Origin of the sequence: Streptomyces sp. NPDC051064 (genome assembly GCF_044455985.1) — a bacterium.
Taxonomy (GTDB): Bacteria; Actinomycetota; Actinomycetes; order Streptomycetales; family Streptomycetaceae; genus Streptomyces.
In genome coordinates, this window is sequence record NZ_JBITFK010000006.1 from 208,925 (window position 1) to 229,163 (window position 20,239).

At 68.2% G+C, this 20,239-nt stretch carries 16 protein-coding genes and 1 pseudogene; 7 read left to right on the top strand and 10 right to left on the bottom strand.

Features of this window, described 5'->3' with window-relative positions:
- Nucleotides 1–25 precede the first annotated feature (25 nt).
- Complete coding sequence (locus tag ACIBCU_RS22415; RefSeq protein ID WP_399233363.1) at nt 26–1,015, bottom strand: cupin domain-containing protein; 990 nt, start codon at nt 1,013–1,015, stop codon at nt 26–28.
- A 34-nt stretch (nt 1,016–1,049) separates the two neighbouring features.
- Here ACIBCU_RS22415 and ACIBCU_RS22420 point away from each other — a divergent pair, with 34 nt between their 5' ends.
- From ACIBCU_RS22420 to ACIBCU_RS22445, 6 genes and pseudogenes are all read left to right on the top strand, one after another.
- Nucleotides 1,050–2,066: an SDR family NAD(P)-dependent oxidoreductase gene (locus ACIBCU_RS22420; RefSeq protein ID WP_399233365.1), complete on the top strand. Its 1,017-nt coding sequence runs from the start codon at nt 1,050–1,052 to the stop codon at nt 2,064–2,066.
- 326 nt (nt 2,067–2,392) lie between these two features.
- Nucleotides 2,393–3,437: pseudogene (locus tag ACIBCU_RS22425) on the top strand (ISL3 family transposase); the annotation flags it as partial.
- A gap of 78 nt (nt 3,438–3,515) precedes the next feature.
- Nucleotides 3,516–4,142, top strand: coding sequence for a hypothetical protein (locus tag ACIBCU_RS22430; protein ID WP_362930182.1), 627 nt, complete (start codon nt 3,516–3,518; stop codon nt 4,140–4,142).
- 172 nt (nt 4,143–4,314) lie between these two features.
- On the top strand, nt 4,315–4,500 hold the full coding sequence (locus ACIBCU_RS22435) for a hypothetical protein (protein WP_399233367.1): 186 nt from the start codon (nt 4,315–4,317) through the stop codon (nt 4,498–4,500).
- Nucleotides 4,458–5,903, top strand: a complete 1,446-nt coding sequence (locus ACIBCU_RS22440; protein WP_399233370.1) for an ISL3 family transposase — start codon at nt 4,458–4,460, stop codon at nt 5,901–5,903. The genes ACIBCU_RS22435 and ACIBCU_RS22440 overlap by 43 nt, the downstream gene beginning before the upstream one ends.
- Before the next feature lie 274 nt (nt 5,904–6,177).
- Nucleotides 6,178–6,762: a hypothetical protein gene (locus tag ACIBCU_RS22445; protein WP_399233372.1), complete on the top strand. Its 585-nt coding sequence runs from the start codon at nt 6,178–6,180 to the stop codon at nt 6,760–6,762.
- Here ACIBCU_RS22445 and ACIBCU_RS22450 read toward each other — a convergent pair.
- From ACIBCU_RS22450 to ACIBCU_RS22490, 9 genes are all read right to left on the bottom strand, one after another.
- Nucleotides 6,689–7,510, bottom strand: a complete 822-nt coding sequence (locus tag ACIBCU_RS22450) for an IS5 family transposase (protein WP_399233374.1) — start codon at nt 7,508–7,510, stop codon at nt 6,689–6,691. The two genes, ACIBCU_RS22445 and ACIBCU_RS22450, sit on opposite strands and share 74 nt — an antisense overlap.
- A 253-nt stretch (nt 7,511–7,763) precedes the next feature.
- Entirely contained in the window at nt 7,764–8,510 is a 747-nt protein-coding gene (locus ACIBCU_RS22455) for a hypothetical protein (RefSeq protein WP_399233376.1), read from the bottom strand.
- A gap of 289 nt (nt 8,511–8,799) precedes the next feature.
- The gene (locus tag ACIBCU_RS22460) at nt 8,800–9,258 is read right to left on the bottom strand and encodes a DUF4262 domain-containing protein (RefSeq protein WP_399233378.1); all 459 of its coding nucleotides are present in this window, start codon (nt 9,256–9,258) and stop codon (nt 8,800–8,802) included.
- Nucleotides 9,259–9,591: 333 nt separating this feature from the next.
- Nucleotides 9,592–10,749 (bottom strand): ComEC/Rec2 family competence protein, encoded by a 1,158-nt coding sequence (locus ACIBCU_RS22465; RefSeq protein WP_399233380.1) that lies wholly within the window; start codon nt 10,747–10,749, stop codon nt 9,592–9,594.
- A gap of 4 nt (nt 10,750–10,753) precedes the next feature.
- Nucleotides 10,754–12,043 (bottom strand): hypothetical protein, encoded by a 1,290-nt coding sequence (locus tag ACIBCU_RS22470; RefSeq protein WP_362930179.1) that lies wholly within the window; start codon nt 12,041–12,043, stop codon nt 10,754–10,756.
- Nucleotides 12,040–15,822: a hypothetical protein gene (locus ACIBCU_RS22475; protein ID WP_399233383.1), complete on the bottom strand. Its 3,783-nt coding sequence runs from the start codon at nt 15,820–15,822 to the stop codon at nt 12,040–12,042. Before ACIBCU_RS22475 ends, ACIBCU_RS22470 begins: the two co-directional genes overlap by 4 nt.
- Nucleotides 15,809–17,275, bottom strand: coding sequence for a hypothetical protein (locus ACIBCU_RS22480; protein ID WP_399233386.1), 1,467 nt, complete (start codon nt 17,273–17,275; stop codon nt 15,809–15,811). Before ACIBCU_RS22480 ends, ACIBCU_RS22475 begins: the two co-directional genes overlap by 14 nt.
- A complete protein-coding gene (locus ACIBCU_RS22485; RefSeq protein WP_399233388.1) occupies nt 17,272–18,348 on the bottom strand; it encodes a polyprenyl synthetase family protein in 1,077 nt (358 codons plus the stop codon). The genes ACIBCU_RS22480 and ACIBCU_RS22485 overlap by 4 nt, the downstream gene beginning before the upstream one ends.
- Complete coding sequence (locus tag ACIBCU_RS22490; RefSeq protein ID WP_362930172.1) at nt 18,341–19,201, bottom strand: hypothetical protein; 861 nt, start codon at nt 19,199–19,201, stop codon at nt 18,341–18,343. The genes ACIBCU_RS22485 and ACIBCU_RS22490 overlap by 8 nt, the downstream gene beginning before the upstream one ends.
- 504 nt (nt 19,202–19,705) lie before the next feature.
- On the opposite strand from ACIBCU_RS22490, the gene ACIBCU_RS22495 reads away from it, so the two are divergent.
- Entirely contained in the window at nt 19,706–19,852 is a 147-nt protein-coding gene (locus ACIBCU_RS22495; RefSeq protein ID WP_362930170.1) for a hypothetical protein, read from the top strand.
- Nucleotides 19,853–20,239 lie beyond the last annotated feature (387 nt).

Below are 20,239 nucleotides of genomic sequence, written 5' to 3' on the forward strand. Positions count from 1 at the left end.
GCCCGCGCCGGTGCCGTGGGTCCTCCTACGATCCGGTGCATCGCGGACCCCCGAGCTCTTGCGTGCGTAGGCGCTGCCGATATCGAAGGGGCGACAGTCCGACCTGACGTTTGAACGCGGTGCTGAACGCGCTCTCGGACGTGTATCCCAGCTTCGAGGCGAGGGTTCCGACCCGGACGTCGCCGTCGCGCAGCGCCTGCTGCGCGAGCAGCATCCGCCAGCGACCGAGGTAGGCCAAGGGTGGGACGCCCGCCACGGTCCGGAAGCGTTCGGCAAATGAGGTGCGTGACATCGCCGCGGCGCGGGCCAGCTCGTCCAAGCCCCAGGGCTTTCCGGGGTCGGCGTGCATGAGCCCGATCGCCGGGCGCAGCCGCTCGTCGGTCAGCACTCGCAGCCAGCCCGGGGGCAGTTCGGCCTGGCAGGCATAGGCGCGCACCATCTCCAGCACCAAGAGCTGTACGTGCTGGCGGATCGCGAACTCCGCGCCGATCCGGCGTGTGCTCACCTCGTCGAACAGTCGATGGATGGTGCCGCGCAGGTTGTTCGCGGTTGCGGCTGATCCCCGGACGTGCCCGACCGGTGGGAGCGCCTGCTGCAGCAGTGCCTGACCGGTCGGGTTGAGCTCGACTCGGCCACCGACCACGACGTCGTCGGTGCCGAAGTCGACACCGAGGAGATCGGTCGAGGGGTCGTTCTCCTCGGGCAGGATCTCGCGGCGCGGCGCGGCGCCGGTGCCACCTTCGAGCTCCAGCCACGACCGGTTGTTCAGCACGGCGACGTCGCCCGGCTCGAGCTCGACCGACGAGTCGATGCCGTCCGTGGTCAGCCGCGCACAACCACTGACCATTGCGAAGAACTTCAACGGGGTCGCGAGCGCCCCGCGCGAGACCCACGGGCCGCGTGCCGCGAACCCGCCGGAGAGCACACCGCGGACCTCGATGAGGTCGAACACCTCGGAGAGCTGATCTTTGTCCATCTCCGTACTGTCGCGAAAGAAATGCGGATCGACAAGCATTCAGAATTCACGCGCCGCGGCGCAGGCTGAAGGTATGACACCAAGCACCACGCACGATCAGCGGCCCATCGGATCCGGCTTCACTCCCGCGTCGACGGTCGACGACGTCCTGGAGGGCATCGACCTCACCGGCAAGAACGTGATCATCACCGGCGGCCACTCCGGGCTCGGACTGGTGGCCACACGCGCGCTGGCCAAGGCCGGCGCCACGGTCACCGTCGGCTCCCGCAACACCGACCGTGCCGAGAAGGCAGTCGCCGGAATCGCGGACATCGAGGTCCGGCAGCTGGACTTGCTCCAACCGGCTTCGATCGACGCCTTCGCCGCCCGCTACGTCGACTCCGGTCGGCCGCTCCACATCCTGATCAACAACGCGGGCTTCCCGGGCTCGGGCGGGATCGTGCGCGACGCGCGCGGCTATGAGGCGCAGTTCGCGGCCAACCACCTCGGCCACTTTCAGCTGACGCTGGGCCTGTACCCCGCACTGCGTGCAGCCGGCGGCGCCCGGGTCGTCAACACCACGTCGGGCGCCCAGCGAATGTCCGACATTCTGTGGGACGACCCGCATTTCACCACCGGCCGGTACGACCCCAGCCTCGCCTATCCCCAGTCGAAGACCGCCAATGTGCTGTTCACGGTCGAGTTGGACCAACGCTGGGCCGCCGACGGAATCCGTGCCTACGCCCCGCACCCGGGCATCGTGCCCGCCACTGCCTTCAACAGGTCGGTGGGCGAGGAGGCACAGCGGGCCATGGGCCTCATCGACGAATCCGGTAAGCCGATCATCGACCCGGACCGTGGAAAGAAGACGCCGGAGCAGGGCGCCGCGACCATCGTGTTCGCGGCCACCAGCCCCTTGCTCGCCGACATCGGTGGCGTCTACCTCAACAACAGCGACATCTCACCGCTGGACGAGGACCCGAAGCCCATCGATCTCACCGATCCCGCCACCGAGGTCCCGGCCGACGTCGTACCACACTCCATCGACCCCCGGTCCGCCCAGCGTCTGTGGGAGCTGAGCGAGCGGCTGATCAAGAGGCCTTCGGCCTGACCGGCCGGACCAAGGCGGCTTCGGCCTTCGACGACGCCGCAGCTCAACTGCTCAGCCCGCCGGGTGCCACGCCCAGATCGTGGGAAGGTCCACGGCACCAGCGCGGGCGAACCAGCGAACTGCCCCACCTGCCCCGGCAGACGATCAGGAACGCAGACAGCCGCCTGCCAAGAGCGCTAGCACGGATCTCCCCCATCACGCCGAGGGACTGTAAAACGGGCTCTGTTCCGTAGTCGGTGGTGACGGCATGTGACGAGTCTCGTCGACATGACATGCGTGACGTCAACTCCCTTGTGGAAACAGTGTTTTCGGGGCTCGCGTCGCTCGACTTCGCCCTGCGCCGCCGACACCGGTATGCCACGATCATCGTCGACGCCGAAACAGGCGCGCGCATCGACGTGCTGCCCGACCGTGAGGCCGCCGGCCTGGAAGCCTGGCTGCGCACGCATCCCGGCGTCGAGATCGTGTGCCGGGACGGGTCGGCCACCTACGCCGAGGCGATCCGCCGGGCCCTGCCCGACGCGGTGCAGGGCAGCGACCGATGGCACCTGTGGCGGAATCTGTGCGGCAAGGTCCTGGCCGAAGTACGCGCCCACGCCCCTGCTGGGCCACCGTGAACCCAACCCGCCCCGGCGGGGTCCACGAGCAGACCACCCGCGAGCGCTGGCACAAGGTCCACAACCTCCTCGGCCGGGGTGTCGGACTCCTGGAATGCTCCCGCCGCCTGAACCTGGCCCTGAACACGGTCAAGCGCTACTCCCGCATCCCCGAGCCGCCGGCCGAACGCATCGCCCCCGCTACCGGCCCACCCTGGTCGACCTCTACCGCGAGCACCTGCGCACCCGGCGCGCGGCCGAGCCCGCGGTGACCGTCACGCACCTGTTCCGCGAGATCAAAACCCAGGGCTGTACCGGCAGCCACAACCTTCTGGTCCGTTACCTCACCCAGGGACGAGCCGAGGGTAACCGGCTGGTGACCACCCCACGCCACGCAACCCGGCTCCTGCTCACTCACCCCGAACACCTGTGGACCAAGGACACCGCGCTCCTGTCGACCCTCACCACCGCATGCCCCGAAATGGCCGAACTCTCCAGACCCGTCGCCGAGTTCGCCCAGCCGCTGACCCCGGCGAAGGACAACGCCACCCGGCTCACCGAGTGGATCACCACCGCCCATGCGGTCGGCCTGCCCCACCTGCACAGCTTCTGCAACGGCCTGGAACTCGACCGCGCAGCCGTCACCGCCGGCCTGACCCTGCGCTTCCACAACGGCCGCACCGAAGGCGTCAACACCCGCACCAAGAGGATCACGCGCCAGATGCACGGCCGAGCAGGATTCGACCTCCTCCGCCACCGCACCCTTCTGTCGTGACAACAGAACGTCACCACCGACTACGGAACAGAGCCGAATGTTTTACAGTCCCCGTGGTGCTCCGGGCGAGGTAATGGGATGTCGGTCCAGCCGCTGATCAGTCATGATCGCGCCATGAGTACTCCATACGCGTTCCGCGCGGCCGACAACTGGGCAGGCGGCTCCTACGAGCTGGCGATCGAGGTGGGGCCGCGGTGCGATGCCCGGCTGCAGCGCGTCCTGACCGCGGTGTGGTCCGCAGCGGGCGTTCAGGGGTGTTTCGGTGACCGGTCCCATGAGCCCCAGGATCAAGAGCCCGTTGAGTGCACGGTGGAGTCTCTGACGAGGTTCGGGCACCTGCAAGGGCAGGTGCGCTTGCCGACGGGCCAGCTCGTGGTCTGTGGTTGCGTGGCGATTCTGGAAGACGGAGCCGGCACCATCGACTGGTTGGACTTCTATATTCCTCTCGGCGCCCTCGACCGCACCGGCATCGCCTACCACAAGAGCGGCCAACAATTCTTCAGGTCCCAGGTTCTTGACGACTGGCTCGCTGCCGTGGGAACCGAGGCATTCCGCACCGCTGACTTCCACGCGGGCTACATCGGCTTCGAGACCTCCGGCTGCACCGACGCCGCCACCTTGAACGGCCGGATGCCGGAGTCACGGGGCATCGGCTACCTCCTTCCGCAAGACGGAGTACTGCGCTACGGCGCCGCCAACGACTGACCCTGAATGACGTCAAAAATCGGTTCTGGCACAGATCTTGGGGAGCGATCGCGGAGCGTTACTCGATTGCGAGGGGACTGTTCGCGTGAGACCACGTACGCCTTGTCCCGCGACAGCCGTAAGTGACGCTCCCTCAGGTGTCTGTCGGCTGTGGACGGTGATGGTGCTGGTCATGCAGACCGATACGCCGTTCTGGGACTCGCTGGTGTTCGACGGGATCGACGATGTGGAGGTCGAGGCGGTTTCGGCCGCGTTCGGCACGGTCGAGGTGGTGGCGAGAGGCCGCGCGGCCGGCTCTGCATGTCCGGACTGCGGATGCTTCTCGGACCGGTCCACGACCGTTACCAGCGCAGGTTGAAGGATCTTCCGCTCGCTGAGCAAGGCTTTGTGATCCGGCTGACGGTCCGGCGTTTCATCTGCGGATCGTTGGACTGCCCGCGCCGGACGTTCGCCGAGCAGTTTCCCTGGCTGGCCGCTCCGCACGCACGGTTCACCACGCGGCTCAACCACGCCTTGGAGCGAGTGGGGCTCGCTCTGGCCGGGCGGGCCGGTGCCAGGCTGGCCGCCCGGTTGGGCTTCGGCGCGGGAAGGATGACCTTGTTACGCAGGGTCATGGCACTACCCGATCCGCAGTTCAGAACGCCGCGGGTGCTGGGCGTGGACGACTTCGCGATCCGCCGCGGCCAGACCTACTCCACCGTCTTGACCAGCGTCGAAGACCACCGCGTGGTCGACGTGCTGCCGACCCGTGAAGCCGGGCCACTGGCCGCCTGGCTAATCCGCCACCCCGGCGTGGAGATCATCTGCCGGGACCGGGCGGGCGCCTATGCCCAGGGCGCCCGCCGCGGTGCCCCTGACGCTCTGCAGGTCGCTGACCGGTTCCATCTTGTGGCAGGGTCTCGGCCGGGCCGTGGAGACCTGCGTCGCCGCCCACCGCGACTGCCTGCGCACCCCGACGCCCAGCGGCATGTGTCCAGAGGCCGCTCGACTGGCTCCCGGCCGGCCGCAGGACGACTCGCAGCCCGTTGGCCGGCGGGCCGAGCGGAAGAAGGCAGTGCACGCCCTGGTCCACGAGATGCTTGCCCAGGGTCACTCACGCCGGGCGATCGCCCGGCACCTGGGCTGGGGTCTCAACACCGTGCTCCGATACGCGAACGCCGCACGCTGGCAGGACACCCTCCGCGAGAACCGGCCCCGGCCCAGCAGGCTGGACCCCTACAAGCCCTACCTGGAGCGGCGCTTCGCCGAGGGATGCACCAGCGTCACCCGACTGCACAACGAGCTGGTTGCCGAGCACGCTCCTGTCACTTACGGCATGGTCCGCGCGCACATCGCCACGTTGCGCGGGGCTCCGTCCGAGGCGCCGCCCGGGCCGCCGACGGTGCGGCAGGTGACCGGCCGGCTCACCCGGCACCCCAATGCGCTGAGCGAGGACGGGCCGGCCTGAAGGAGGTCCTGGCCCGCTGCCCCGAACTGGACACTGCCGCCGGACACGTCCGCGACTTCGGCGAGATACTCACCGGCCGCCTCGGCTCCACGCTCCCTGCCTGGATCGACGCAGTCGATGCCAGCCAGTTACCCGGCCTCACTGGCTTCGCGCTCCACCTGCTCCGGGATCTCGACGCTGTGACAGCCGGGCTCACACTGGACTGGAGTTCAGGCAGCATCGAGGGCGCCGTGAACCGCATCAAGAAGATCAAGCGGCAGCTCTACGGTCGAGCCGGATTCGAACTGCTTCGCAAAATGATCTTGCTTCAGTAGCTTTCGCGACGGGTGTTGCTCCATCGCTGGTCGGCACGGGTCATAGTTCGGTCGTCCAGACCCCGACAGGGTGCTCAGCCGGTGGCAGCCACAACTGAGGCTGCGAGTCCCGATGCCTCTCCTCAGCCTGTTCTTCCCAGTGAAGGCGGCCATCCGCGTTAGAAGCCGTTGCTTTTCCGGATCTGATGTGTGTTTCCGCAGGTCAGGTGTGATGTGCGCGTTGTCGAGGCAGGCTGGGGCCGTCTGATTCGTCGTGGATGACGTGAGGTGGCGGATGCCGTCGATGCGGGCTGTGATGGAGAGCCGTGAGAGGGCCGCGCTGGCGCGAGTGGAGGAACTGCGTGCCGAATTCGAGCGGGTGCGGGCGGCTCTCGCCGACGCGGAAGAGGTGCTGAACCGCCGGGTGATCGGCCTGGAGGAGTATCTCGAGACGCTGACCCAACTGGAAGGTCCCGAGCCCGCCGAGCCCGCCGAGGCTTCAGGGCCGTCCGAGCCTGAGCCTGTTCGTGAGCCGGTGGTGGACGACGCGGCGGCCCCGTCGACGGCCAGGGCTCGGCGGGTGGTGGCCCGCAGGAAGGACGGGGTCGAGGTCGACGTTCTCGGCCCGGACTACCGACGGATCATGGCCGTGTTCGAAAAGGCGGGCGGTGACGGATTGTCGGCGCGGCAAGTGGCGGTGGGCCTGGGCTGGGACGTTTCGGTTCCGGCCCGGGTGGAGGGTGCGCGGGGCAGGCTGAAGCGGCTGGTCGAGCGGGGCTGGCTGGCGGAGAGCCGGCCGGGTATTTTCACGCTGCCGGAGCGAGTTTCCGCCGTTGCTGCTGGCGGCGGGTGGCGTGGCGGGCGAGGCGGCGGCTCATGACCATGGTCATCGACCACTGGACGAACGCCTCGCTGGTGTCGGAGCGCCGTTCGTAGTCGCGGGCGAGCCGTCGGCTGCGCATCAGCCAGGCGAAGGTCCGCTCGACGACCCATCTGCGGGGCAGGACGGTGAACCCGCGGCTGTCGTCACTGCGTCGGACGATGTCCAGGCGCAGGCCGAGCCGGTGGGCGGCTTCGGTGAGGACGTCGCCGGTGTAGGCGCCGTCCGCCCAGATCAGCCGGAGCCGGCGGAAGCATTCCCGCAGCGCGGGCAGCATCCCGCAGGCGGCGTTGCGGTCCGTCACCGACGCGGGGGTGACCAGCACCGCCAGGACGAGGCCGAGGCAGTCCACGACCAGGTGCCGCTTGCGTCCGTTGACCAACTTGCCGCCGTCGAAGCCGCGGGAGGCCGCGCCGACCACGGCGTCCCCTTTCACCGACTGCGAGTCCACGATCCCCGCGGTCGGCTCCGCGTCCCGGCCCTCCGCCTCGCGGAAACGTTCCCTCAGCCGGTCGTGGAACTCCCTGATCAGAGCGTTGGCGCGCCAGCGTCGGAAGAACGCGTAGACCCGGTCCCAGGGCGGGAGGTCCGCCGGCATCGCCCGCCACTTGATCCCGTTGTCGATCAGATACCGCACCGCGTCGACCATCTGCCGGTGGCAGTAGCTCTCCGGCCTGCCTCCCCGGCCGTCCATCCATGCCGGGACCGGCAGCATCGTCCGCACCACGGCCCACTCCGCGTCCGTCATGTCCGACGGGTAGCGAGGTCGGCGGCCCGGTTTGTCGGCCGCGTTCCCGAACCTGTGAGCAAGACAGTCACACCCCGGGGTGAACAGGCTGGACTCCACCGGAACGACCACGTACAACTGCGACAACAGCACCTCCTGGCGCTCGGGCTTCGACAACCACAAGCTGTTCAGGAGGCCCTTCCTTCATGCTCTGCCAACCGTAAACTCACCCGATCCGGGCCCCGTTCGAACCTGCGGGCCGTGCGCCTATCAGTCAGAAGGGAGGTTCGAGATCGCCGCGGCCATCGCTATGTGGCCCGCAGTCCCAGGGCTCCTCCTGGAAAGGTTCAATGTCGGTGACGTCGTGGCCCCATGCGTCGAGGGCCTTCCAGGCAACGCGCCGGTTAGGCTCGTCGCTGCTGGTGTCTAGGATGCGGCGCGCGTGCACGGCGAGGTGATCGCGGTGCTGGGCGAGCGCGGGGTGTTCTGCGAGGATGAGCGCGGCGAGGCCGGCGGCTTCGCGCACGTCCTCGTGACTGTCCTGCAGGAAGGGCGCGACGGCTCGATAAAGCATCGGGCGCAGGTCCCGGAAGGCCGCCAGCGTGGTGTCGTGGGTGAGGAAGCCAGGGAAGTACTGCTCGGTGCGGTCGACAATCTCGTCGGAGGCGTCGCAGGCCGTGGAAACCAACCAGTTCAACAATGTCGCGCGGATGGGGACGTTGCGATACGGCCCGAGGGTCATGGCCGCCGGGTGGGTGAGGATGCCGGCGACATACATGGCGACGGGGGCTGTGGCTTCGTAGATGCTGTTCTGGTGGCCGACCAGCTCACTCAGTTCCGACAAAGCGGTGACCTGCACCTTGGGATCAGGCTCCAGCAACCGTGCCAGGACTTTGGGAAGGCACTCACCGTTCCCGAAAGCCGTCTGGAGCGAGCCCCAATCAGTCTCCGCTAGGACTACCTGATACGGCGGCCAGTCAGGCTCGCGGGGCGCCCCGGCCTTGGAGCTGCTGTGGTTCACAGGCCAAACCTAGACCAGACTTCTGACACGATTCCCGTGCGGGCCGGTTAGAAGCCGCTGTCCTTCCGAGAGTGACGGGTGCGTTTGCGCTGGTCAGACATAGGGTCGGTGTTTCGGCGGCAGAGAAGAGGTGTTGTGTCGTCTCTGCGGTGGAGGTGCCGGGATGCCGTCGGTAGGGCCTCCTGGTGTGCTCAAGGTCTCGACAACCCCGAGCTGCACCAGAGGCTCTGTCTTCATGCACGGACAGACCGAAGATCGCCCGACCGAGCTGCCGCATTCGAACCCATGCTCACCAAGATCGGTACGACAACGGCTTCTCAGGCCACGCAACTTGCAGCACACGGAAAGGAGGCCGCCGGTAGAACCCGATGGCTCGCCCGAAGAAGGTCCGGTACCAGCGGAGATCCACCTGCCTGAGCGCGACCTGGCGACCGTCGGCAACATCAGAATGTCTCTGGCCATCAGCCAGTACAGCGCCCGTGGCGGCCTTCGCTCCGAGCCTGTTGAGCATGCGGTGCATGGCGTTGATATCGAGCCCGAACATGGCGAGTTCAGGTACACCGTGAGTGTGGACGAGGCCGATCGTGTAGGCGAATCCAGGACCGACCTCGTCCTCGGGAACCATCACGACGTGCCATCCGTGCTGCTGCACATTCTCGGTGATCGTCAGACCAAGGCGATCCGCTTCGTCCCGGTCACCGTAGTCATGGCAAAGGACGCAGCGACACCGGAACGGATCATCAGTCATATGCGGAGGCTACGAGGTGAGCGTTTGAGCCGGACAGCCGGGCTCATGACGACCCTTTCAATCGAACGGCATCGTCACCCTCTGTGACCGCTCCCCAAGATCTGTGCCAGAACCCAAAAATCGGCGATGTCTTGCGGCTCTCAGATCAACAAGTGCCGCCCAAACTCAGGCTCTGGCACACATTCGCGAAAGTCCTCTCGAAACCCGCATGTTGTGCGAGGCAGTTCTGAGAGCGCACTCAGGAGAGTGCGGGGGCCTGCCACCCCGACCCGGCCGACGCGGGCTGCCTGACCTGGTCTCGTCGGCATCCAGCCGTTTGCGGACGCCAGGTGATCAGGGTCCCGGAGTGCTGGGCGAGCCGTTCGGGGCCCCGGGCATGGCGGCGTGCACCTCCGGTTCGGCGAGTGGCCCGAGGCCCGGGACCGGGCCTTGTACCCGCACCGCCAGTTGCCGGTCGGCCGGGCGCCGGGTCCAGGGAGCGTTGGTGACCATCGAGCGCAACAGCGGGTGGGGCTGCTCCTGCGCGAGCTCGTCGGCCGATGTAGAACTGGCCATGAGCTTCCAGTTCGTGCCGTCGGAGACGAAGCGCACGTCTCCGTTGGTGGCGGTGGTCAGAACCGACTCGACGGTGGCCGATCTCTTGAAGTCGGAGCCTTTGCCGTCCGAACAGATGACGTCGTGACTCAGGGCGCCCGCGAGGCAGTACTCCTCCAGCAGTTTGATCGTCGCACAGCTGGGGTGGGCGTAGGCCTTGTTCGTTCCGCTCGCCGAGATCACGTCGACGTCGGGGTCCAGCCTCTTGGCCCACGCGGCTCCCGTCGACTCGAAGGCGCCGTGATGGCCGGGCATGAGGACGGTGGAGCGGTTGAGGAGCTTCTTCGGAACCTTGCCGAGGATGAACGTCTCGGTGGTGGTGTCCGCGTCGCCCGGGAGGATCACCGTGTGCTCACCGAAGCGGATCATCAGCACGATGCTCTTGCTGTTCGGAGACTTGCCGAAACTGGCGGACAGCACCATCGTCCAGGCCTCGCCCGGCGTGGTCTCGGACGCGAAGTCGGCGTCCGGCTGGGAGATGCAGGTGTCCTTCTTGTACTTGTAGACGAACTGGCCCTTCTGCCCCTCCTGCTTCGCGATCCAGTCCTGGACCTCCTTGCTGTACTCGCTGATCGATCCGCCGTAATGCACGTAGGTCGGCCTGGTCGCCTCCGCGATGTGGGGGATGAAAGCGGTGTGGTCGTCGTCGCCGTGGCTGAGGACCACGCAGGAGATGGCGTTGCCACCTGTCACGCTCGTGATGTAGTTCTGCACGTGCGTGAACGGCCAGCCGGTGGTGCTTGTCGCCTGTGAGCCACAGTCGACGAGCATGTAGTTGCCGTTCGGGTAGGTGACGAGGACGGCGTTGCCCTGGCCTGAGTCGATGAAGTCGACGGTGAGCTTGGGGCCCTTGCCGAGCTTCGTCCCGCTGTTGCGGATGACTTTGGTGGGTGGCATGTGGTCAGCCTCCGGTGATCCGGGCCGTGCCCTCGATCGACGTCCGGCCGGCGAACGTCGCGAAGCGCACGTCGGCCGGCGTGACGACGAGGCGCACGCCGCTGGTGTCGAGGGTCAGGCTCGGTAGGGTCGTCACCGGGAAGGCGAGTCCCTCGAACGCCTTGGTGATGAGCGGGGAGAACACCGCCGTGACCGTCTGCAACAGCGGTGCGGTGAGTGCCGAGAGCAGCCATTCGATCGGATTGCCGTCGGGGCTGAGCAGCAGCACGAACGGGTTGACGTGCTGGGTCCTCGCGCTCACCCGGGTGCCGCTCAGTTCGAGGCCGATCCTGCCGGTCGGCGGCGGGGCCGCGTACAGCGTGTAGTTCAGGCCGAAGGTCGTGCATCCGATCGTGATTCCGGCCCGTACGTTGCCGGTGATCGCCGCGTTGAACGCGAACTGTGGCGCGCCCTGGTCGGCGAGGCGGATGTCGATCGCGGCGATCCGTGCCGTTGCCGCGTACTCGGCTGTGCCGATCCCGATGTTCACTTTCCCGCTGTCACCGAACGTCCTGCCGACCATGGACCGCACGCCGGCACGGCCGATCGCCAGCTTGGCCTCGTCGCTCATGACGGCGAAGAACGGGCTCTGCGGCCAGTTCTCGGGGAACGGCGGGGTGGGCACCGGCCTGCCCGCGAGTGCGGCGAGCGCGACGACATGCCGGGGCGTCACGTCGGCGGCCGGTGCGGTGAGGCCGACGCCGGCGAACGTCAGGGGCGGCAGGTCGATCTCCGGCAGGAACTCCTGGGCGACCTTGATCGCCTCGGGCAGGATGATGTTGTTGAGGAACCAGTCGTCGGTGGGGTTGCCGGTCGTGCCGGTCGCCTTCAGCGGACGCAGCCTCAGATGCGGGCCGAACGAGTCGACCTGGACGTACAGGACGACCTTCACCGGGACGGTGGCGTGTTCGCCGCCGCCCTGGATGGTCATGGTCATGTCGTCGGCGACGACCCGGAACGTCGTGTGTTCGAGTGTCGTGACGTAGGCGTCGACGAGCTGCTCGACGGTGACGCCCGGAGGAGGATCCAGGTGCGCGCCGAGGTGCTGGGCGACGATGCGGCGCCCTTCGGGCGGCGGCCCGAGTGCCACGGTCGGGGGCGCCGTCACATCCCACGAGACGTCGAACACGAGGCCCGCCTTGTCGACGAGCTGTGACCCGGTGAACACGTCGGGATACAGCTGGTGGTAGACGGCCGCCATGGCCTGCGACATGGCCGCCTCGTCGAGTCCCACCGCAATGTCGTACGACGTCATCGTGCGCCTCCCGCCGGGCGCGTGGCGCCGCTGTAGATCACCGATTCGTTGCTGGCCAGGGCACAGGCCCTGCCGACAGCCCGAAGCGCGCGTACCGCGTCGTCGTAGCTCACCCCGAGCACCTCGATGAGGGCGTCGACCATGTCCGTGAAGCCGAGCCGAGCGGCCTGGACGAGGTAACCGGCCATGGCCACCACGTTCGTGATACGGAATACGTGGTAGAGCGCCTGGGCGATCTCGATCGCGCTCTGGCCGGCCCAGATGAGGCCGTCGGCCAGTGCCTGCACGTACCTGGCGGCATCGGCCAGCAGGTCGGCGAAGAACACCTTCGGGTTGTTCCTGATCCACGTGACGATGTGGCCCCACAGGTCGGTGAGCATGTCCTTGACCTGGCCGGCGTCGAGCGAGAACTTCGGGTGGAAGTGGAACGAGCTCCACCGGAGGTCGAGGTCGAGAGCGACGCCGGCCTCGGTCGTCTTGAGTACGAGGTCGATCGCCAGCGACGCGTTCGGCCCGTCGACGACGATCGGCGGCAACACCGGCCAGCCGTCGATCCGCACGCCGTCCGGGAAGTCGAGCGAGAAGTCGAACGAGCCTTGTGCGTGCCCCTCGAACCCCGACCCCTTCGAGAACGACGCCATGAACTGCGCGCGGTACAGGTTCGCCAGCTGGGTGTGGAAGTTGACCTCGAAGCCGTCGGCGGTGACCGATCCGGAGAACGACTCCTGCAGGCCGAGCACCTGCACCGCGCCCGACGCCGTGAAGTACGCCTTGTCGGAAGCCCCGGTGGTGAGAACGGCGTACGGGTTGACAGGCATGACCGCGTACGCCACGCCGTCGGGCAGCGGACGGGCGCGCCGGAACGTGATCTCGTCGATGCGGCTGCGTACGGGGATGCCGGTCAGCGCACTGGTGTCGATCTGCATCCGCGGCCCCTTCACCCCGTCCGCGTCGGAGATTTTCAGGAGGTCGGCGATTTCGACCGGCTTGCTCAGAGCGCCATCGGCGAGGATTCCGTGCTTCTCGTCCACCTCGAGGCTGAGCGTGAGCTGCCAGTCGTAGAGCGTCAGGTCCGCGTGGATGCCGATTCCGGCGGGGAAGTAGCCGTTCGGTCCGGTCCACCCGGCCGGGTTGGCGACGATGTAGAAGTCGAGCTCGGTGAAGGCCAGGCCGTCGAGGAGCGGTACCTCCGACAGATCGATCGAGGTGTACTGCTTGATGAGGTCGGTCACCTTCAGGGCCCGGTGCGACACCGATTCCAGTGCGCAGACGAACGCGTCCGGAACCTCGAAGTCCTTCACGTCGCCGCCGACCGAGAACTCGAACTGCGTCGCGGGGTCGTCGCCGATGAGGAAGTCCCCGAGTACGCCGACGCCCAGGCCCTCCGCGTCGAGCGTGACGCCGAGGCCGAACGTGCGGATCGTCAGGCCGGTGATGCCGAACGGGTGCTGCCAGTCGGTGACGCTGATGGCGAACGTCGCGCTCGGTGGCGGCCCGAGATCGATGACGCCGATGCCACGCAGCGTCAGCGGCTCCCCGAACATCAGGAACCGAGCGCCGGCGGTGATCGAGAAGTGGCCTGCCCCGGGCTTCATGTCGACCTCGAGGCCGGTGAAGGTGACCGCGTTCCTGCCCCCGTCGCCCGGGAGGGAGGCTTTGATCTCCGAGTCGACGATGTCCGAGGGGTTGATGCGCGCGTACAGGTCCAGTTCGAGGTCGTGGTCGAAGAGGCTGCGCAGCAGGGAGAAGACGTCGCCCTTGAGCTCGACCGCGCTGAAGAACGTCACACCGGGCTGGATCACCGGGGGCACGTAGGGCAGGCGGTCGAAGCCCGGCAGGGTGAACTGCTGGTCGGTGATCGAGGAGAGGACCAGGCCCGCGTCCTGGACCTCGAGTACCTCCATGACGCTGCGCAGTCCGCTCCAGAGCTGGTCGGGCTTCCAGTCGGGCTGGAGCACCAGGCCGGCGGCGAAGCCCTGCTGTTCGTCCGTGCCCCGGCGGACTTCGAACGCCAGCGCGACCTGGCCGATGTTTACGACGTCGACCGTCGTGGCGAGGTCGAAGCGATAGCTCGTCGTCCCGGTCAGCCGCTGCCGTCGGCCGGCTGCCTCCTCCATCCGAAGCCGCACGAGCGAGTCGCGCAGGACGATCTCCGGGACCCCCTCGGCGTTCGGGACGCCGCCTCCGGTGAGTACCGTCGCCAGCCGTGTGAGGTCGATCTCGGGGAAGGTGCCCTGCAGCACGAAGTCGGCGCCGGGCAGTTTCCAGTCGACGAAGAAGCGCGCGATCTCCGCGTCGTCCTCTCCGAGGAGCACGGCGTTCGCCGTGATCTCACCGCTGAACCCGCCTTCTGCCGCGGCGCCGTCGTACCCCAGGGCGAGCGAGGCCTGCTCGAGCTCGAACTTCGCGACCCCGATGGGGATTTTCCAGGCGCTCAGGATCGCGAGCTGGAACGCGTACCGCTGCTGACCGAAGTCGGCGGCCAGATAGAGCTGGTCGAGGTCCAGCGCGGGAAACGACGTGACGCTCGGGACGAACGCCTGGACGATGCGGGCGAGAGGAATCGGCGGATCCGGCTGCAGGCTCCCGGTGAAGACCATCTCCGGGTACGCGGCGGTGATCGTCACCGGGATGTCCTGGAGGAAGGTGAACGTGCCGCTCAGCAGTGCGGTGACCGTCGGGGAGTCGGCCGGGCTGTCGACCATGAAGTCGACGTGTACGTCCGGGATCTCGACCAGGTGCGGCACGATGTTCAGCGGCTTGGTGGTGCCGACACCGAGTCCGATCGCCGCGAGTGACGGCGGGGCGATGCCGACATGGACGCTGAGGTCGCGCAGTCCGACGTAGCTGCCGATCTCGAAGACGTCGTCGAGCATCGTGCTGATCGGCGCGCCCCGGACGAACTCCTGCAGGTCGCTCATCGCGTACTGGCTGATCTGCCGCAGGTCGGCGCTGAACGTCAGCATGGCGCCGACTCCCACGAAGCGCAGCGACACGGGGATCGACGGGGCGCTGCCGATCTGCACCTCGGAGACGAACTGCAGGTAGCTCTCGACCGGCGGGGGCGGGACCTGGATCTTCCCGTTCCCGGACGGCGGCGCCGACACGGCGGTGAACACGAGCGGCAGGTCGAGGCCCTGGATCGGGAGGGGCGTGACCGGAGCGGCCTGGAGCTGCATGAGCGGCGCGGTTGCCGGACCGGTGATCGCACCGTCCAGATCGAGCAGCTGCAGACCCGGCAGGTGCGCGAGCGCGCCGAGGACACCGTCGAGTTTCAGCGCGGCGGCGGAGAACGTCAGGCCCACGGCGACCGCCCCCCGGTCGTCCGCGGCAGTCCGCTCGATCGAGCTGTACCAGAAAGCCGGTGCATCGAACATGAGCTGTGTGAGGACCGACCGCTGTTCGCTCCACACCGGGAAGGCGTTGCCGAGGTTCCACGCCGGGAGGGGGCGCGGCTGGTCGAGCGGTGCCAACTCGGCGAGCAGACTCGGCAGCCCCGCGTCGGCGAGGTCGAAGGAGACCCGCAGCCGCGCCGGGGCGAGGCCGAGCAGCAGGTCCATGGTGCCCATGAGGACGACGGCGGAGCCCTCGATCCGCGGATCGCCGGGGGCTTGCAGCACCCAGTCGCCGTCGGTCAGGGGGAACGAGCCGGCGATGAGCGAGGCGACCGCGGGGGAACCGAGGTAGCCGGGTGCCATGGCGAACCGGCGGTCCGCACCGCCGCCCGTGATGCACTCCTGGACGGCGGTGAGCAGTTCGTTCAGGTCATGTGGCGGCATGTCGCTCCTGCAGCCCGAGCTTCTTCAGTCCGGCGTTCAACGCGTCGCTGAGGTGGTCGAGCACAGTTCTGCTGTTCAGGCCGGCGTTCAGCTTGCTGATGAGCAGGTCCTGGAAGCTCGGCGTGTTCGCGATCCAGTACGTGACCTGGTCGTACAGGCCCGGCCGGCTGTTGAACCCGCCCTCGTTGCCGAGGATGATGTACAGCGCCCCGATCCTGATCGTGATCGACTTCGCCCGGGCGAGCAGCTTGTTGTCGGAGGTCGCGGTGAACGCGGCGGCCACCTCCAGCGAGAGCTCCTGGGAGCGGTCCATGAATTCCCCGAGGACGTGGAACCAGTCGTCGGCGGCCTGTGCGCGCGGTGCGCGCGCGGCGTGGGCGCGCAGCGCGCGGTCGCGGTCGACCGGCCACGGCTGCACATGGCCGACGACCTCCTCGCTGCCGGGCGCGTGCACCGGGATGCCGCGCAGTCCGAGAGCGGCGCGCTTCTCGTCCGGCAACTGACCGGCCGCGGCCACGTACTCCATGATCTTTCGCGTGTCGTGCTCGCCCGGGTTGTCCTCCTGGTACGCGATGATCTGGTCGTCGAACTGCGCCATCGCGTTCTGCAGGTCGGCGAACTCGTTGCCCGGCTCCAGCGGCAGGCCCGCCTGCTCGCGCATCTGCTGCACGGCCATGTTGAGGTACACGTACGTCTTGAACCCGCCGTCGTACTGCGGTCGGTCGCCGATCTCCGGCGGCCGTCCGGGCGGATCCTCGCCGGACTCCTGCTGCTGGTAGTAGGCGGTGGAGGCGTTCACCGCGTCGGCACTCCGCTTCTGCTGGGAGAGCACCTGCCGGTACAGTCCGGCCGCCGGGACCTCAGACGCCGGCGCTGTCGTCACCGCGTCGATCGTGTCCTCGTGCAGGTAGTAGGTGCCGACGAGGACCTTGCCGTTCTCCGACTGCCCCAGGCCCCGCGGGTCGTCGCGGTACCACGCCGCGAGTTCGAGCCGCGGGTCTCCACCCTCGCCGGCGCTGGACGGCGGGTAGCCGAGCTGCGCCGCCGCGTACGCCAGGGCGCACCCCGTGAGACCCGACGCGCCGACGTCGTAGCCGCCGTAGAAATCGACACGCGAGAACTGGAGCGTGAGGGTGACGTCCGTCTCGGTGCCGCTCACCGGCTCGCACACGACGTCGCCGCCGCTGAACGTGCCCAGTCCGGTGAGTACCGTGTCGGACATCGCGATGCCGAGGTGTTCGGCCGCCCAGTCGAACATCGTCTGCTGGGGGATGTCACCGATCGCGACGTCGGGGAACGGGGGGATGTCGATTCCCAGAGCGGGAACACGCAGCCCGTTCTTGATGATCGAGCCGAGATACCACTCTCCCGAGGAGGGCGAGTTCAGCAGTTGCCACAGGCGGGCGACGAGATCGCAGTCGGTGTTGTCGCCCGCGCCGGGGAGGAGCGTCATGGCCGTGGTGGTCCCTTCTCGGATGAGCTGGCGTCGGCGGTGCCGTAGGAGTCCAGGAACGGCTGGTCGACGAGGTGGGCTGCGAGCGCGTCGAGCGCGTCTCGGTGCGGGCCCTCGGGCAGCAGCGCGAGCTCGGCCCGGGCGGTGAGGACGATCGCGCGCGCGTCCCCGAGCGCACGGACCCAGCCGTTCCCGTGCCGCACGACCCGCGAGCCGTCCTCCAGCTCGTCCTCGGACAGCTGCCGTCCCTCGGTGATCCCGTGGAGCGGGTGGTCCTCCGGCAGGTCGTCGAGGGTGTAGAGCAGAGGCAGGGAGAGCCGGCCCTGCCGCAGATCCGTGAGCGGTTCCTTGCCCGCGGCCGACTCGGGCCGTACGACGTCCAGTACGTCGTCCACGACCTGGAAGGCGCGGCCGAGCCATCCGCCGAAGCGCCGCAGTCCGCCCACCGCCGAAGGCAGGCCGCCGACCAGGCGGGCGCCGCTTTCGCACGCGAAGGCGACGAGCCGCCCGGTCTTCCGGTCGACGGTCCGGAAGTAGCGGCGCACGAGCTCGGAGCGGTCGCCCGGCCGCGCGGCCAGCATCTCGTCGAGCTGGCCGCGGCACATCTCCTCACCCGAGGCGAGGAAGTCGCGCATGAGGGCGATGTCCTCCCGGGTCTCCACGTGGGCCGACATGGTCCGGGTGGCCTGCACCCACTGCAGGTCGCCCATGATGAGCGCCAGTTCGTGACCGCGGGAGGCACTCACCGTGGGCAGGCCGCGGCGCGTGGGCGCGCGGTCGACGATGTCGTCGTGGATGAGCGATCCGACGTGCGCGAGCTCGAGCGACGCCGCTGCCGCCACGGCCTTCGCGGGCAGCACGCCGACCGGCGTACGTGCGGCGACGTGCGCGCTGAGCAGGAGCAGTAGCGGGCGCAGGCGCTTGCCGCCGCGGTGGAACGCGAGCTCTGCGTCGGACAGGTAGCAGCGCTGTCCGTCGAGGAGGTCCTCGAGCCGTGCGTCGAGGGCCGCGACCTCCGCCGCCACCAGCGAGCGCGCCCGGTCGTAGGGGTGCGTCACCACTGACTCAGGCATAGGGCATCTCGGCCAGGATGTACTTGAGTGCCTCGTTGGCGAACGTCTCGATGTTCTCGATCACGTCGGGCTGGTTGAGGAACGTCCGCATGCCGTTCACCAGCCCTTCGTTGCCCACGCCCTCGTTCACCACGATCCGGGCGAGTCGCTGTACCCACTCCTCACCCGTCACGTCGAACTTGATGGTGACCGCCTTGGGGTCGACCGTGAGGCCCACGCCGAGCACATTGATCGTCATGGGCCCGGGCTCGCTCGTGTTCAACCGGATGATGAGGGTGAGGATCGCGTCGTGTGCCTTGGCGACGAACCTCCCGCTGGCGTCGGTGATCCAGCGCCGCTCGCCGCAGTCGCGTGAGTCCGGCGTGACGGGCTCGCAGCAGCCGATCTGGAAGAGGTAGTTCGGCTTGGAGGGGTCGTCGGTGTCCAGGGTGAACGGCTGGGCGACGGTGCCGACGCTGACCACGGTCGTGAAGACCGGATCCGTGTCGGAGAATCTCAGGCTCACGGGCGTCATGACACTGAGGTTGGCGAACGAGATGTTCGTCAGTTGCAGAGCCGGCGCGGTCGTACAGATCGGCGCGTACGGCAGGTCGTAGCGCGCGCACGCCGAGTCGCCCACGCCGTCGGGAACATTCGGGATGTCGATCGGCGCGCTCGTCCCCCCGGGCGCCGCGGGGTCGTAGGAGGGCAGCCCCCACTCCGGGTAACCGTCGCGGATGATCCGCGGAAGGTACATCGAGTTCGCCGGGTCGGAGTCGAACGTCCGCGCCCACAGCGCCGCGATGATCGCTCTGGTGATGGGGCCCGGTGGCCCTGAGTCCGTGGCGGACTCACCCTGCGCGGCAGATTTCATCGCTGTCCTCCCGGAGCGGGCCCACGGCAGGGGCAGCGGTTCGAGCGGTGATCCTTCATAATCGACACATCTACCACCGGGTGGTCACATTTCTGCTGTTCGGGGCTATTTCGTCGGCAATTGCTGGGGAGCTTCGACCGGTTCATCTCCGTGGCGGTGTGGGTGCGGCGGAGGTGCCCGGCCCGGCCTGGCAGGACGCGCCGGCGTGGGGTTCACCTGGTGGGGTGCTGGGTGTCAGGCATTCAGGTTCGCTCGTTCGGCCGTCGGCCGGTCGGTGTAGTGCTTCTCCTCGACCTCGAAGGGCTGAGGAAGCGGGGCCGTCTCGGCACCGCTGAAAGCAGGGTCCTGCCGTGCTTCTCCCTTGACCGGCCGAGCAGCGGTCGTGCTCCCGACCGAGGGCAGTCAGCGGATCGGAGGCGCGCCGGCCTACATGGTCGACGACGAAAGGAGATTGCCGCCTGCCCGCCCGGTGGGTCCGGTGGCAGGGTCTCGCCCGGTGACACGTTGACGCAGAGCACCATTCACCTGCTGGCGGACGGCGACGAACCGGTCGCGGTCGGCTTCGAGAGCGAGGACGAGGGGGACCTCTCCGTCCGGCGGGCGCACGGTCTCCTGTCGTACCGGGCCAGGTGCGGCTACCTGAGCCGCTGACCCAACTCGTACCCGTACCGCTCCTCGCCGACGACCTGCGCCGCGCCGACCCGGTCGTGCGCGCGGGGCCGTCCCTGCTGGCCTACCTGTCCTGTTTGGTCCAACTCGGGACGGTCCCATCGCCGTGCCTGTGATCACTGATGCCGCTGGGTGGGTGCTTCACCACGCATGCAGGGGTGTCGTCGCCGACGCCCTCGAAGCACGTACGGCATTCGGGACAGCCGCGGCACCGGCCCGCGTCCTCACCCAGCTCAGCCGGCCGCCTCCGGCTTCGGGACAGCCGCCTGACAGTGAGGACACCAAGAACGGGATGCCCCGCGGAGCGATTCGGACGCGGGACCCGGTAGACGTCAGTCGGGTTGGTCGCGTATGGGTCGTTGCCGGAGT